Source organism: Alkalimarinus coralli (assembly GCF_023650515.1).
In the GTDB taxonomy this organism is placed as follows: domain Bacteria; phylum Pseudomonadota; class Gammaproteobacteria; order Pseudomonadales; family Oleiphilaceae; genus Alkalimarinus; species Alkalimarinus coralli.
On the sequence record NZ_CP096016.1, the window covers coordinates 894,119 to 909,285 of the forward strand.

The window sequence follows — 15,167 nt, forward strand, 5'->3', positions numbered from 1 at the left end:
TGGAGAGTTTAGCCTATCATCCAAGCGTTTGGCTGACTTAGCTCAGCTAAGCTTTGCTGGCCGAGCGATAGTCTGGCGCTAACAAACGTTGAGTTATTCACTGTGCTATCAATTTTTGAATATGAATGCGGTGTAGAGGAACCGTTATGCTATTTATAACTGGAAAGTGGCTCTACTGTGTCTATTCTTTACTTAAAGATAGGACACATACAAGGACTATAGATGAACACAAATAGTGAATTAGAGCCCGAGGTCATAGCGGCTTTAAGTCGTGGTAAAAAAATAGAGGCGATAAAGGCGTTACGAGAAGCCAGAGGAATTGGCCTTAAAGAAGCGAAAGAGCAGGTAGAAGCATATGCAATAGCGCATAACCTGGATAATGTGTCGGTTCAGAAGGTTAGTTCCAATAATGGCGTTGTTATGGTGGTTTTCTTAGCTGTGGCGGCTTATTTGATCTATCACTTTTTCTTTAAGTAGGGCACGGCTTTTTAAGTAGGGCGCAAATTATTAAATAGGACACAGGCAAAAAAGGAACTCCTGCTGGAGCTCCTTTTTTGCTGCTATTTTATAAACATCCGCTGTGTGGGGTATTGGGGTATGCAACCTCGTTCAGGTGCTCCCAGTAGCTGCCATTGGCAACAGCTTGAGTGCCATTTGCACCCGCATTTTTACCGATAATATAAGTTTCCGCTTTTGGAATACCCGCCGCTTCATAGGCTTCAATATCGGTTGTGGCGTTACCATATGCGCGCAATATTTCGATGCCTTGGGCTTGAAATTCGTTGAGTGCATTGGCTTTGTACTCTGCGACATTGAACAAGCCGGTTTCATTACTCATGGTTGTTCTTAACGTAAAGTCAGGTACGTTTAAGTAATTGGCCAACCAGTTTCTGGAGCCTTTGGCATACCAGTATGAACGGCCAGTTACGAAGATGGGGTGGTAGCCTCGCTCGACGTAGTGACGCACTAGCTCTCCTGCTCCGCCGCGGGCATCTGCTGCTTCAATACCGGTGTAATCGAGGATTTGCTCAAGGTCAGATGCCGTCAGTGTTTCGTCAATATCAAATAAAACCGCCTTAGCACCTTGTTTTATAGAGGTCACATAAGCCGTTGTTTCTGAACGGTCGCCGCGAACAACCATTTTAACCTGATATTGACCCTCAGAAAGAGGTGGCACAGAAACGTATATCTTGCCATCGCTGTTAGTCTTATAGCGACCCAGGCTCTGCCAGTCATTCATGCCTGTGCCGTATAAGTAGGCGTTTACGTATTCGAACTCAAGGTCTTTATGAAACACCGCGCCGTAGTCAAATTTGCCAACAACCGTTGTGCCTTGGCCTTCTTGCACTATTTGGTCGTGGCCCATGTGGTATGGCGTATCTTTCGCCAACCACTTGTTCCAAAACAACCGAAACCCTGTGCGAGAAGGGTAGTCCAACGCTGGTGCGTAGTTAACGGCGTCGTAGTCTGTGCAGATATTGTCTGCGGCAGTTGCCGTAGCGGGTAACCAGCTTAATGCTGCCATGGCTGAAGCCAGGCCCAGAGATCGAAGAAGATTTGAGTGATGCCTTTTTTTCATTTTTATTTTCCAAGCTATTGAGTGATTTATTTTATTATTGAGTTATTGCACTAAAGTGACAATATCTCGCGTATTATAGTAAAAAACAATTATGAGACTATGGTGTTATTTTCTTTTGTTAACTCCTTCACATTGATGCTTGGGAATCGATGTTAACTGTAAATGCCCCTTTACGGGGAGGAGGAGTCCATACATCTCTTACAATGGGTCATCTCATGGTTTTCTAGCTCATGGACAACCTTTCTCGGATGAGTAAGTTGAGGATTATGGCCTGCTCCCTTTATCACAATGACGGGATAATCCTCAGAAAATACGGGTTGGTCATGCTCGCCTGCTATCAGTAATGAAGGAACATTTGTCTCGCTATAACATGATCTTAACAGAAACGCATTCTTCCAGGCATTATTGAGCCAGTAAGCAATGGCTGGCAGAAAATACCTGGAATCAGTATCCAATAATAATTGTGCTTTCGCGTTTTTAACGCCGGGTCCAATACCGTCTATAAACTTACGTAATCTTAATTTCGGAATAACCTTAGTTATCGTTCTAAAGGCGACTTGATTCGTCATCCATTTGGCAGGCTTCTTCCCCAGGAAGTATGGTGATATCAATACTAAGCCAGCTATTTTTTCAGGAAAACGATGGGCCAATTCAACAGCGAGCCCGGTGCCAAGTGAGTGCCCCATCAGTATGGGGGGCGCCTTCATGGTTGAAATAAGGTCTGCAAGCCAACTAACAAAATCTGCCTGATTGTAGGTAGATCGCCCCAGTCCCGGCAGATCAATGCGTAATGTCTTATCTGGATAGTGATTCTCGATCGCTTTCCAGGAGTCACTGTTTAATGGCAGGCCGTGTAACAGAACATATTGGGGGTCTTCTACGTTGCCCACAACGTACACCTTTCCAGTACCAGTGTGTAAAAGCCGTGCAGCAGGCGTTGCATCACTTTGTAGAAACCGTGTCATCAACAGGTAATCAGCGAAGTTCTGGAAATACTCCTCAAAAGGGGGGAGATCCAGCCCCAGTTGAGAGGCCATCGATTTTGTATTGTCAATGTTGTAACGGTCTGATGAGATGAAACTCAGCGGCTCGCTCGGAAGGGGCAATACGCTTTCAAGGCCGAGTTTTGCGATTGTTTTTAAGAGCAATATGGGGACTCGCCTTTTAACGACAGGGATGAAAAACGAATGAGATAGAAATCCCAGCATAGTTGCCAAATCTGGCGTTCTGTCGTCTATTAAGGTGTAGTGCTGGTTTTCGCTTTGCGGTGCGTTAATGACTCTGGCGGTAAATCTTGCAACAAAGTCCACTGGTATTACCGGTAGCCAGTCTTTGGGAGTTCCAGGTATGGCGGGTAGGGTGCCTTTGTATAATTCATGTATCATGGCTACTATGCTGTCATACTGTGTGATCTCCCCTGTAGCGCTGTGACCGATTACTGCGCCCGGGTTGATAACCGTATAGGGAATGGATTTCTGTTTTAGTAAGGAAACCAGTTTGAAATGGGATTCATATTTTGACGCTTCATAGCTCCCTAAACGTTTGTAAAGAGACAGCCAGTGCTTATCTGAGACTGATTCTGCCTGCGATAAACCTAATTCGGTTTTGCGCTTTTCGTTCTCTATCATGAACCCCGTCATTTGAACGAACCGCTTGAAGTTGGGTGAGCGTTCTGCGAGCTTAGTCAATAACGTCACAGGACGAACGTTAACTTCTCGTGCTTCGGCGATTGGCAAATTCCACTTCATTACAGCACCAAGATGAAAGATGTACTCAAGGTGAGTGAGTTTGCGGAAGTCGTTTGCACTAAGGCCCAGGTTTTCCTGTGATAAGTCACCCTGAATGGCTGTTAGCTTTTGATCATCACCACCACGTTGACTGATCCATTCTTTAAGCCTTGGAAGTTGCGTATCCGGGTTTCTCATTAGCGCGGTGATGGTATGGCCTTGTGAAATTAAATCCAATACCAGCCACTTCCCGATAAAACCTGTTGCGCCCGTCACTAGAGTCGTTGCTTCGTGCATATTTATCTCCGTTAAATAACTAGACCAGTCTATATATTAAAGGTTTAAATTTTATCCATTCTCTACCAAAATAGCAGCCAAATGAGCACTGCACTTTTCCAAAGGTTCTACCGATTTGTTCGCTTTCGATAAAACCAGAGCTCCTTCTATCAACATTAATATGATTTCAGCCTGCTCAGCTTTAGCGTCCCCCAAGCCTTGTTTGAGGATCGACAACCAACTGCCATAGATTTCTTCACATACAGCCTGCATCCGGTCAATATCGCCGGCCGTTTCCAGTGCAACCGTTGCGACAGGGCACCCTTTACTGAACCCGGTCGCTATGAGTTCACTCTTAAAATATGAAATGCACTGGTCTAATGCTTGTTGTAGATCCTCACCTTGACCGAAAGCCTGTTGTAATAACAAAGATACCTGCTCACCAGAAGCACGTAAGGCGGCTTCGATGATCTGTTCTTTTCCTTCAGGAAAGTGGAAATAAAGTGACCCTTTAGGTGCGCCAGAGTTTTTAATGATTTGATTCATTCCAGTGGCATTGAAGCCATGACGATGTATCAAGTCTGCTGCTGCCGCCACTATGCGTTGCTTTGTTGCTTCGCCTTTTGCATTTGTATTCCGAGTCACGCCTTGCTTTCCTGCTGATTGTCGTTGCTAATTCGGATAATATACAGACCGGTCTATTCTGTCAATTGCTCAGTTTGATGCTTCAGAATTGTAATCAAGGATGATGCAAGGAAAGAACAATGCCAGAAAGCCAAGAATGTATATGGCGGGTGTGCCCTGTTATGTTATTCAACGTTGAATTAACAAGACGTTGAATTAACAAGACACTCATTGTATAGCACCTTATTTAACTCTATAAATTGCCTCTTAAGTAAGCGCTATTTCACTGCGAACCTCATATTACCCATCTGCTGATGAAAGCTCATTTTATCGGGCGCGGGGCACCCTCCAACTTCTTTGTAGCCACACATTTTGCCGAGGTCTTTGTAAGAGGGCACCCCATGCTCGATTCTATAGTGATTATTTTCGAGAAAATGGATCTAGAGCTAGTATGGCTTCCTTGCCGAGTCTTTAGCGAATAGCCCCGCGCAAAATAGCCAACCATCTCCATAAATTAGCCTTTGCATACCTTACTGTGAGGTAGCCACGTAGGTGAGAACTGTATTTTTGGGAGGAGTTTATATCCAGCGCTTGCTATCTTCGCAGATGCCATACTCATAATTCACCTCTATAGATCAAAATGGTATCCTGTTTTTTATATTACAGCGAGGTATATCTGTCATGACTCATATCGATAAAACTATTGTTGGAGATGCTCTTTCATTGCCAGTAACCCAAAGAGTCGAACTGGTTGAGTTGCTCCTGTCTAGCTTGGATAACCCAGACAAGAAAATTGATAAATTATGGGCTGCGGAAGCTGAAAGTAGAATTGATGGATACGAGGAGGGTAAAATTAAAACTGTATCTTTGGAACGCGTATTATCAAAATATAAATGATGAATGTTGAGTTTTTAGAGAATTAACAAGACACTCATTGTATAGCACCTTATTTAACTCTATAAATTGCCTCTTAAGTAAGCACTATTTCACTGCGAGCCTCATATTACCCACCTGCTGCTGAAAGCTCATTTTATCGGGCGCGGGGCACCCTCCAACTTCTTTGTAGCCACACATTTTGCCAAGCTCTTTGTATGAGGGTGCCCCGCGCCCGATTCTATAGTAATAGCTTCCTAAAAAATGGATCTAGAGCTAGTGCGGTTTCCTTGCCGAGTCTCTAGCGAATAGCCCCGCGCAAAATAGCCAGCCATCTCCATAGCCTCAGCATATCCGCCAGCGCGGCAGCTACGTAAGTCAGCGCGGCTGCACGCAGTACACTTTTTACAGCGGTTTCTTGTTCTCGGTGAATGTAGTTGCCTTCAACCAGAATGGGGAGCGCTTTGTTGAAGCTGGCGTCCCACTCCAGTGGCAAAACAATTAATTGAACGAGTACCGCAGCTAACATTCCCGATGCGCCGACGAGGGCGGTTAGCAGTGCTACGTGGGGTACTTTAAATATGACTGTTACCAGCGGAATGGAAAACAGAATGCCAATGGATATTTTTTCGATAGTCTTGGCTAAGGGCGTAAATTTTTTTCTTAAATGGGTGATCTGCTCTTGTCGATAAAACTGAATGGCATGGCCTACCTCATGGGCTGCAACTGCAATCGCAGTGAGCGACTTGCCGTTATATATCGAGGGTGATAGCCGTACTTTTTTGTCATTATCATCATAATGATCGCTGTTCGGCGCAGTTTGCTCAGCGTCTACTCCTTTTAGCTGAAACTGTTTGATCAGATGTTGTGCTAACTCCCCACCGGTGCCAGGTATATTGCTAAGTTCAGCAGAGTGTTTTTTCATCACATAACGAACCCATATCTGGGGGCCGTAAATTAATGTGCAGAGCAGAATTAAAGCAAAGATAATAATCACAGGCAGACTCTTTTAATGAGAGGCCTTTGTGCTGCTATGTTCGAAGCGTGGTGAAAAGGTCTCTATGAAACGTTTATGGGGGAACAATGCAATGTTATATGAGCTTGTTTTCCCTTTGGTGGCATAGCTATCTGCTGTATCGAACGCCACAGACTATATTGTGTGCCACTCATATGTTCAGTAGCAAGCCCTTTTATTCATTAAGGCTTAACGATTGCTTACCTCCCAAAGCCACTGAAAAGCACGCCTTACTTCAATGTGTTTTCCAAATCATCAACGCACCCCAAAAAGGAATTTATTATGCAACATTACGATGAAGTTCTTGCCCGAATGAAGAGGGAAGGAACAATTCAAAAAATCTATGATGGCTATCTGGACTAGCTGAGTGTTTCAGTTTACTGGTGGCTGCGTCAACAGGTTGTCTATTTTATCCACTTTGCTCGACTTTGTGTTTTCAACTCTTTATAGTTCGCCTCCCTTTAGGTAAGTCATTTTTACCAGCAGAAGGCGCGGTCACCGACGCGCTATTTGAAATTCCAGTTTTCAGGAACAATATGAAAAAAACATTCTCAATGAGTCACCCCAAAATCAAGACTGCCCGGTTATTTGAAGCGGCAAAACATGATGCTAAGAAATACATTAAACGGGAGCGGAACAAAAAGCTGCCTCAAGGGGCCGACTTTTGGGATTTCGACTGTAAATTTGGCCACACAGAGGCAGAAGCCAAAGTGATTCACATGGCTGATATCGGTAAATGTATTGATGAAGCTGAAAAGTTAAATCTGGAGTCATTTTATTTGGAAATAATGGCAAGAGCCGCTGTTCGAGGCGCTTAGTCACTGAGTGACCTGTCGCGGTCTGAAAGCAAGCAGGTGCTTTTAAGGTGGATTACGGCCTTGTCCTATATAGCTCATCTGCTTAACGTTCTTTCTGTTGTTGTTTTTCCAATTTGGGGCTCTCTTTCTGCTGGCCTTCGAGATAGGGAATGACGTGGTCAATCGGGAGGGGTTTCGAGAAATAATACCCCTGAATCATGTCGCAGTTCAGTTCGCTCAGTAGTGTGAGCTGTTCTTGCGTTTCGACCCCCTCGGCAATCACTTGTAACCCCATGCTTTTTGCGAGGGCAATAATCGCCTTGACGATTGTCATACTGTCTTTTTCTTCGCAAATATCCTGAATAAAACCCCGATCAATTTTTAGCGTCTGTATCGGCAGCGCCTTTAAATATTGTAAGGATGAATATCCTGTACCGAAATCATCAATACTGATTTGAATACCCATCGCGTTGATCTTCTCAAGAATTGAGGTGCACTCCTGTACGTTCTCCATCAATGCACTTTCTGTAATTTCCAGCTCAAGGTAGCTCGGGTCGAGATTTGACTGTTTAATTGCTCGCTCAATGACGCCAACCAGATCGTGTTTGAACTGGTACGCCGACAAGTTGACCGCTACTTCTATTCTTACGTCAGAAAAAACCGGCAGCTTATTCCACTCAGACAGCTGTCGGCAGGCAGTATTGAGAACCCACTCTCCAATGGGGACGATAAGCCCAACTTCTTCTGCAATGGGAATAAACTCAGCTGGGCTAACATGGCCTAATTCCGGGTTGTGCCAGCGCAACAAAGCCTCAAACCCAATCACGCCGCTGGATGCAATATCGACCTGAGGCTGGAAGAATATTTCCAGTTCATTGTTATCAACGGCATAACGTAGCGCATTTTCAATACTGACACGACGAGTGACCTCTGAGTGAAGGGCTTCTGAATAAAAGTGATATTTATTTCGTCCATCCTCTTTTGCCCGATACATGGCGATATCTGCTGATTTCATCAGTGCTTCGCAGTCCTCACCGCACTCGGGGTAGGTGGCGATACCGACACTGGTGGTCACAATTACCTTATTGCCATTGAGATCAATTGCAGCCTGCATCGAGTCGATAATTTTCTTTGCTACGGTCGCGGCGTCGCTTGGTTTATTAACCCCTTCTATCAATACTGTAAACTCGTCTCCGCCCAGTCGTGCAACTAAGTCTTCCTGCCGGGTGCAGTTGGTTATTCGTTCCGCAACGGTTTGCAGTAACAGGTCTCCCGCGTCGTGTCCCAGGGTATCGTTAATCTGTTTAAACTTATCGAGGTCGAGAAATAGCAGACCCAACTTTTTGTTCTGCCGTTGGCAACGTGCCAGGGTCTTTTTCAGGCTCTTCTGAAACATGGCTCTGTTTGCCAGCTTGGTTAAGCTGTCAAAGTACGCTGTTTGCCTGAGCTTCTCTTCCGCGAGTTTTTTCTCGGTGATATCCTGAATAAATGCATTAAAGTGGAAACCCTCGTTGCAGGGTTCGGCCCAGACAGTAATGTTAACCGGGAACTCGTCTCCGTTATGTTTTCGCATTACCCATTCGCGAACATCACTAAAACCTTTAGTTGTGCCTGTGTTAGTCAATTGTTTAACGGCGGTTCTCCATGTCTCCTGATAATGCTCCAGAATGCCTAATGGCGCAAAGAACTGGTTGAGAATCTCTGCCCGTGACCAGCCAAAAAGATGCTCTGCCGCGGTATTCCACTCAATCACCGCTCCATTCGAGTCGAGTCTTAAAAACGCATCGTGAGCAGAGCTTAGGAGGGATTTCACCTGGGAGATATCTCTAATGTTAACGATGTATAGCTCTCGCCCGGCTAAACCTGCTGGCATGACGGTCAGCAAAACGGGCAGCTTACGGCCATCCTGCTTTATGACAGTCATTTCTTTTGTTAAAGGCTGAGGTGTGGCCTGTTGCTTCGCATCAATAAACAGCGCGTTAAAATGCGCTTTTTCTTCACTCGAAAACAGGATGTTGATATTTTCGATCAGCATTTCAGCAGAGCTATAACCAAACATCTTTTCTGCACTGCGGCTAAAGAGTTCAATAAAGCCTGCACTATCGCAAGTGATAATGGCATCTGTTGCATTGTCGAGTACGTTGCCCAGCATTAACTCTTTGTTCTCTAATGCTTTTTGAACACGCAGTCGCTCGCTGACATCCCTCATCATCAGCGTTGTGTGTTGTTCGCCGTCAATGGTAAAGCGGCTGGCACTGGTTTCGACGGGGATTTGCTGGCCATCTGAACGATGCGCATTCAGCAGGCAGTTTTCTTCTTGCAGAAAATCTTCATCCAGCAACTCGCTGACCGGGCGCACCACACCAAAATGGTTGCCTTGCATAGACAGGTAGTCATTGATTGAGTGGCCCATCAGCTCAGACTGTGTACACGAGAGTATGTCCGTCAAGCCAACATTGGCTGATTCTATTTCACCCGCGCTGTTTAGTGTAACGATGCCTTCACTGGAGCTGTCGAGAATCGCTTTCATATAGCTGCGTTCTCTATTGAGGGCTTTTTCCATCAATTTCTGTTGGGTGATATCGGTTTGTAACGAGACATACCCGGCTAACTCATTTGTGCTGTTCTTTACTGCACTAATTGAAAAGTATGCATTGTAAAGCGCTCCGTTTTTGGTTTTATTGACGGCTTCTCCTCTCCAGAACCCTTCTTTGCGGATGCTCTCCCATATTGCTTGATAAAACCCTTCTCCGTGCTGGCCTGATGCCCAGGTGGAGGGTGTTTTTCCGAGCAATTCAGCAAGGCTATAACCTGATATTCTCTCGAATGCCGGATTGGCATACACCACTCTGAGCTTCGGGTCGGTAATGATGACTCCATCCTGAGAGTTTTTGAGTGCTGACGAGTGCATTCTAAAGCGGCTGAAAAGGGAAAAACGATCGGCTGTCAGCTTGGCAAGGTATGCAGAGACTATTGCGAACAGAATAATGAGATAGATAAAATCCTGGGCATAGCCTTGGTTGAGACTACGCTTGATGGCACTCAGTTGCGGAGTGCTGAGTTCAGTAATGACCTTCCAGCTTTGCTCGCAGGGGGCTGGCTCATCAGCTGCCAGTGCCGGGTTAAACAGCTCGTTGATACAGAATGTGGCAAAGGTATACAGGCCGCTTTCTGTTAGTATTTGTCCGCTATCCTTGCTCGATATCGCCTGCCACTCGCCTGCATGATGGTCTGCATAAACCGTTTGGTGCCCAAGCATAAAGCCCCATTCAGATTCTCGCTTATCTGACAGCAGGTAAAAGCCCTGCTGATTGACCATGCTGATATTCCCTAATGTATGCGCTTTGTTCTCTCGGAGGCGCTCTATCATGTCAGCAGCCAGATAATTGAAGGCAAGCGCACCGATAAATTGGCCCTCTGAGAAAACGGGTTTTACAAACCGAATGATCGGTTTATGGGGCGTTTCCAGCTTTCCAAGCTCCACGTTCAGATCCAGCGGCGAGACGTAGACAGCGTCGGGCTCTATCGCTAAGGCCTCTTTAAAATAATAGCGTTCAGACTTGTTTTGCAGATTATTGTTGGCGATTACGACGCCCCGACCTTGCCGATATTCAATGCGGATTTTCTCCATGCCATGCGGGTCTAAAAAGCGGATTTGGTCGTAGCGTCGTGTGTCCTGAATAAAATCGATTAACCGCTCTTCAAATAACGCTCTGTCTGACTCACTATGGGTCTCTATATAGCGATTTACTACAGGCTTGCTTAATACCGCGTCGATATCTGGCAGTACCGGACTTAGTGCATTTTTAATTGACTCAATTGAACTCTTTGCCTGAACCTGCTCAGCCGTTTTAATCAATTCGAGTTCGTGATGAAAACGAACTTTGTTTGAGTTCCACATGACATATGCTGTCACGCCCGAAAACAGTAAGAAGTAGATTAAGAAATACTGAATCAGGCGAAGTGGTTTTGATTCTTGAAGCATGGAGTTATTCATTACCGTTACTGACGGGTTTACTTTTAGAGGCAACCACAGGGTTAGTCGTCAATTTCAGTATAGACAGCTTTATTCGGGGAAGGGGAGAGGATAGCTAAATAAGCTAAGAAAATATCGTCGCTGGCCAATTGGTTGAGTTCCCTTGTCTATAATAGAGGGAGGGAGGTGTGGTTATGGCGAACTCTGCTTGTGGCTTCAACTCAAGATCGTTGGCACGTCTGATTTACTTTGCTCTGTTCGGCATCATTACAATGCATGCATTAACGGGCAGGGCTCTGGCCAGCGAGCTAGAGGTTGGTAAGGTGTGCCCGGTCGCATACCAAGGCCATGAGGTAGGCAACTTGGTGGTATCCAGGCCCTGGTATCATAGTAGCCGACTGGATGCGGCCTATACTGCCATGGATAACGCGACGGGTATTGGCGTTGAAATTCACTTTTTCTCGAATGTTGCGGGTGATACCCGTCATCAAAATATAGCTGAGTGTGACCGGTTTCGTTTGCTGCAAACCCGAGATTCCACGGCGCGGCTGGTGCCAGGAGAAAAAACATCGCAGCTCGATATTCCTTCGGTATTTGATGAACCGTTTAGCGATAATAGCCCCCTGGAACACGGGCGAGGAACCCACTTAACCCCTCATGATGATAGAGACAAACCCTGGCAGGGGCGTGTAAGCCGCTCTTCTACCGTGGCTCTCTATGACACGCCTTATGTATCTGATGGTTTTGGTGTTGAAGGGGAAGATATTGCGGTGAAATTTCACACTTGTGTGGTATGTGAGCGAGAGGTCGGTTTCGATAATGTACTGTCATGTGTTGATTGGGGTTACCGCCGCGAATACATGGGAGGGATGACGGGCTGGGCAGAACCCGACCTGCTGCCGATGCAATGTCAGCTAACCGCGCCGCAAACATTGGAAGAGACACTTGATAACGATAATCAAGTGTCTTATCAGCATTGGTTAAATTGGCGGTAAAGCAGCCAATCGGTTGATTATAAATGGTTAATACATGCTTAATACCTTTTTAATACACCGTAAAGTTTCGGCTGGTGCCTGTATAACCCACAATGTTGCCTGACCACGGTTTCTTTCTGTCGCCGTAGTGTCTGATACGGTAAGTTCCAACGGCCGCATTGGCGGGAATATTCCAGGTTAATATAGCGTGAGAGGTTCCCCAGAAGCCGTCAATACGCTTCCACTGGTATATCGTTTGCCAGTCGTTATCGGTGGCTACAACCTCCCAGCTAGCACCATTCCAACGTTGTACTTCCATAAACGTACCCTGCGTGCGCAAGTTGTTCTTGGGATGGCCTGACCAGAACTTAACCACTACAGACTGACCCTTTTGATAACTGGCGTTTGCATTCTGCACAACATCACCAATTTGTTTAAAGATAGGGGCCTGATCATGTACAACGCCGGTTTGGAAATTAATGGTTTCGCCTGTTAAATCTCTGGGAATGGGCTCAACAGCGGGAAAAGGCACCGGGTTTAAGCCTGGCGCAGGCGTTTGACCTGCGGGCAACATTGCAGCGGCGAGCTGGTAAAATGACTGCTGGTAGGCTGCCAGGGTCCAAGGGCCAAAATGGGTTGAGCCCCCTTCATAGTGCTGCATGTCATACTCTTCTTTGGTGGTGACATAACCGCTATATGCATTTGAAAGCCCTGCAACCACGGTGTAATCCAGTTGCTGCCCTAGTACACTCTCTACGGTACCCATGAGTCGTCTGCCTGACATAATGGTGAACTCGGCGGGCACCGCCAGTATGCCTAATTGACCAATTTTATGCAGGGAAAGAGGCAGTACCTCTGGCGACCAAGGATAAGGGGATGTTTTTCCCTGGGCTAGCAATACCGCTTTGGGGGCATGGCATGCCAAATCAGCCTGACTCGGGGCAACAATCATACTTCCAATAAACTGGAAGAACGGGTTTGCCTGCGTTGTGCCTTCACTGAACAGATCCGGGCCTCGTCCGTCTTCAGTGCCTGCTGCAAATGACTCGCCCAATGCTGCAACACAGGTCGTCTTTTGGCTACCGTCAGTAAAGTCACCGGATACCACAGTGGAAGACATATCAACATAGCGGTGGGAAAACTCGATGCTACCGGTTAGCTGTTCGCTCGCTGTATTGTAAAGCTCAACGGCTTTTTCGTACTGCCTTTCGCCAATAATTCTGACATTCTCGAAACGGTTGGAGGTGGGGCCACGCCCCTCTGAGTCGGGGTTAACATTGGGGGACATATCGCCTGCATTACTGATTGCGAATGCGGCAACGAAATTGTTATTCCCCTGATAGGTAGAGTTCTTTAGCTCTTTCTCAAACAGGTATGAAGCATGGCCTTTGTTATCTCCACTTAATAGCTTAATGTCTTTACCCATGGCATTGGGGTGAGTTGCAAACCAGCTGATCATACCAACTTCATTGTTGTTGCCTTGAAGTAGTTTTAATACGGTCATTGGTTTTTCAATAGCAGAGTTATATTGGTTTTTCTCTGCGCTGGGGTTGTTATTGTAAGCCTCAATCGAGCGATTGTAGCTGGCATTGTCCAGGTCTCCTCGGTTAACCAGAATTCGCCCTGGTTTCAGGTCGTTATGAGCCTTTTCGATTGAGGCAACGATGCCGTTGACTTGAGCGTCATAGGCCTGCTGTATAAACCCCAGAATAGTAATGTCATAAAGTGCATAGTGGGATTGCCCACCGGCCGCTGCGTGGGTATGAGTCGCACTTAAAATGACATTTCTCTCTGTATAGGTGTCACCGTACTTTTCCCCGAGCTTGTTAATGACACCTTGAAACACCGACTGAAACAGCGCACCTGCATCAGCACTGACAAATACCACGCGCTTATCGGTATTAGGGTCAGCAATCACATAGGCGCGAGACCAGTGTCTAAAGTGAATGCCGGCACTTTTTTGATCAGGGTTAGCGTAACCCATCAGGCCGACTTCAGCAGCAGGGCCAGTAATATCGTGTATGCCTCGACCAACCAGATAATTGTTCTCAACACTCCAAGCGTTAAGGGCTGGGGAGGACATACTCAGAAGCAGCAGTGCCTTTGGCAACAGCGGGTAGAGGGTTTGTTTAAGTGTCTTTTTTAATCTTATTTTTATTCTAAAAAACATAGTAAATTCCTTGAATAGACTACAAGGAATCTCTTTTGCACCAGCATTTTCTATGCTGTTGCTACTGCGTAAAGAGACTCAGCGGGCTCAATAAACGCACTCAGTACTACAACAACGGCTCCATACAGCAATCAGAGGGCGTACTTCTGTTATCTGAAATGGTTAGGTTAAGAGACGCATCGACCGTCAGTTCATCTCAAATGAAATATAACGTGACAATGTGTCACCTATATAGATAGTCCATAATTCAAAACATGACAATGTGTCATCTATTAATTTTCTGCTACTGGTAGCGGGCAGTGATAAAATTGTGACGAATACGTCATATTATAATCTCTCAATAGCTAAAGATGGCGGGTCGGCTGATTGGATAATCGGTAGGCAAGAAGGTGACCTATTAACGAGAGATTATTGGCTGATGGCGGGTTATTGGGCGATACTATGAGTAGAGAACAGGTTTACTTGGAGGCACTCATGGCGACTCAATCCATTGATTCACAATCGCAGAAGCTATCCGTTCAAGGCAGACAAACAGCGCCATCAGCTGATAGTCAGGCTGAAAAAGGTAAAGCGGCCGAGGGGCAACAGGCTGATAATGTCTCGATACAACAGGTAAGCCAGCGAAAGCTAAATGTCGCCATTCTACAGTCTCATCATGAAGTCAGCCTTAGCGTCAAAGATGAGCCGTTAGCACTCGTCTACAAAACGGCGCTTGAGGCGATCAACAAAGAACTGGAAGGGGAACTCGGTGAAAATGCAATACAGCAAGGGTATGAGAGCGGGCTGGATGTCTCATCCGAAGCCACTGCTGAACGAATCGTTAGCTTTTCTACCGGTCTTTTTCCGCTCTTTCAACAGCAGCACCCCGAATTAAATGAGTCCCAGCAGGTCGATCGGTTTCTTGAGGTCATAGGCGGAGGCATTGATCAAGGCTTTGCCGAGGCACGAGAAATTCTGGACGGCTTAGGTGTATTAGAAGGCGAGATTGCCGACAATGTTGATAAAACCTATGACTTGGTGCAAGAGGGATTAGCAGCATTTAGAAGCAGGTTTGAGTCACCTCAGAGTAATGAGTTGGCCGAATAAGCGGTTCCCGTTGTAACGGCTGCTTGAAGCGCTAGACCTTTAGTAGCGGGTTTAGTAGGGTGTGCGTTTG

The 15,167-nt window shown here is 46.1% G+C and carries 11 protein-coding genes; 5 read left to right on the forward strand and 6 right to left on the reverse strand.

Annotated elements, in window-relative coordinates:
- The first annotated feature begins 222 nt into the window (after nt 1–222).
- A complete protein-coding gene (locus MY523_RS03945) occupies nt 223–477 on the forward strand; it encodes a ribosomal protein L7/L12 (protein ID WP_250657508.1) in 255 nt (84 codons plus the stop codon).
- An 88-nt stretch (nt 478–565) separates the two neighbouring features.
- Here MY523_RS03945 and MY523_RS03950 read toward each other — a convergent pair whose 3' ends face one another.
- From MY523_RS03950 to MY523_RS03960, 3 genes are all read right to left on the reverse strand, one after another.
- On the reverse strand, nt 566–1,579 hold the full coding sequence (locus tag MY523_RS03950) for a lipin/Ned1/Smp2 family protein (RefSeq protein ID WP_250657509.1): 1,014 nt from the start codon (nt 1,577–1,579) through the stop codon (nt 566–568).
- 170 nt (nt 1,580–1,749) lie between these two features.
- On the reverse strand, nt 1,750–3,603 hold the full coding sequence (locus MY523_RS03955) for an alpha/beta fold hydrolase (RefSeq protein ID WP_250657510.1): 1,854 nt from the start codon (nt 3,601–3,603) through the stop codon (nt 1,750–1,752).
- Nucleotides 3,604–3,654: 51 nt separating this feature from the next.
- The gene (locus tag MY523_RS03960) at nt 3,655–4,227 is read right to left on the reverse strand and encodes a TetR/AcrR family transcriptional regulator (RefSeq protein ID WP_250657511.1); all 573 of its coding nucleotides are present in this window, start codon (nt 4,225–4,227) and stop codon (nt 3,655–3,657) included.
- A gap of 660 nt (nt 4,228–4,887) precedes the next feature.
- Between MY523_RS03960 and MY523_RS03965 the strand changes: the two genes are divergently transcribed.
- Nucleotides 4,888–5,103 (forward strand): addiction module protein, encoded by a 216-nt coding sequence (locus MY523_RS03965; RefSeq protein ID WP_250657512.1) that lies wholly within the window; start codon nt 4,888–4,890, stop codon nt 5,101–5,103.
- A 277-nt stretch (nt 5,104–5,380) separates the two neighbouring features.
- Here MY523_RS03965 and MY523_RS03970 read toward each other — a convergent pair whose 3' ends face one another.
- Nucleotides 5,381–6,076, reverse strand: a complete 696-nt coding sequence (locus tag MY523_RS03970) for a zinc metallopeptidase (protein ID WP_250657513.1) — start codon at nt 6,074–6,076, stop codon at nt 5,381–5,383.
- Between the two features lie 554 nt (nt 6,077–6,630).
- Between MY523_RS03970 and MY523_RS03975 the strand changes: the two genes are divergently transcribed.
- Entirely contained in the window at nt 6,631–6,912 is a 282-nt protein-coding gene (locus tag MY523_RS03975) for a DUF6172 family protein (protein ID WP_250657514.1), read from the forward strand.
- Between the two features lie 82 nt (nt 6,913–6,994).
- On the opposite strand, the gene MY523_RS03980 is transcribed toward MY523_RS03975, so the two are convergent.
- Nucleotides 6,995–10,876, reverse strand: coding sequence for an EAL domain-containing protein (locus tag MY523_RS03980; protein WP_250657515.1), 3,882 nt, complete (start codon nt 10,874–10,876; stop codon nt 6,995–6,997).
- 185 nt (nt 10,877–11,061) lie between these two features.
- On the opposite strand from MY523_RS03980, the gene MY523_RS03985 reads away from it, so the two are divergent.
- Nucleotides 11,062–11,862: a hypothetical protein gene (locus MY523_RS03985; protein WP_250657516.1), complete on the forward strand. Its 801-nt coding sequence runs from the start codon at nt 11,062–11,064 to the stop codon at nt 11,860–11,862.
- Between the two features lie 49 nt (nt 11,863–11,911).
- On the opposite strand, the gene MY523_RS03990 is transcribed toward MY523_RS03985, so the two are convergent.
- Nucleotides 11,912–14,011, reverse strand: coding sequence for a neutral/alkaline ceramidase (locus MY523_RS03990; protein ID WP_250657517.1), 2,100 nt, complete (start codon nt 14,009–14,011; stop codon nt 11,912–11,914).
- A gap of 441 nt (nt 14,012–14,452) precedes the next feature.
- Here MY523_RS03990 and MY523_RS03995 point away from each other — a divergent pair, with 441 nt between their 5' ends.
- Nucleotides 14,453–15,097, forward strand: coding sequence for a DUF5610 domain-containing protein (locus tag MY523_RS03995; protein ID WP_250657518.1), 645 nt, complete (start codon nt 14,453–14,455; stop codon nt 15,095–15,097).
- The last annotated feature ends 70 nt before the right edge of the window (nt 15,098–15,167 follow it).

Excerpts from the sequence above, each read along its gene's own strand:
- MY523_RS03945 (WP_250657508.1), top strand. The coding sequence starts at position 223 with ATGAACACAAATAGTGAATTAGAGCCCGAGGTCATAGCGGCTTTAAGT.
- MY523_RS03950 (WP_250657509.1), bottom strand. The coding sequence starts at position 1,579 with ATGAAAAAAAGGCATCACTCAAATCTTCTTCGATCTCTGGGCCTGGCT.
- MY523_RS03955 (WP_250657510.1), bottom strand. The coding sequence starts at position 3,603 with ATGCACGAAGCAACGACTCTAGTGACGGGCGCAACAGGTTTTATCGGG.
- MY523_RS03965 (WP_250657512.1), top strand. The coding sequence starts at position 4,888 with ATGACTCATATCGATAAAACTATTGTTGGAGATGCTCTTTCATTGCCA.
- MY523_RS03975 (WP_250657514.1), top strand. The coding sequence starts at position 6,631 with ATGAAAAAAACATTCTCAATGAGTCACCCCAAAATCAAGACTGCCCGG.
- MY523_RS03980 (WP_250657515.1), bottom strand. The coding sequence starts at position 10,876 with ATGCTTCAAGAATCAAAACCACTTCGCCTGATTCAGTATTTCTTAATC.
- MY523_RS03985 (WP_250657516.1), top strand. The coding sequence starts at position 11,062 with ATGGCGAACTCTGCTTGTGGCTTCAACTCAAGATCGTTGGCACGTCTG.
- MY523_RS03990 (WP_250657517.1), bottom strand. The coding sequence starts at position 14,011 with ATGTTTTTTAGAATAAAAATAAGATTAAAAAAGACACTTAAACAAACC.
- MY523_RS03995 (WP_250657518.1), top strand. The coding sequence starts at position 14,453 with ATGAGTAGAGAACAGGTTTACTTGGAGGCACTCATGGCGACTCAATCC.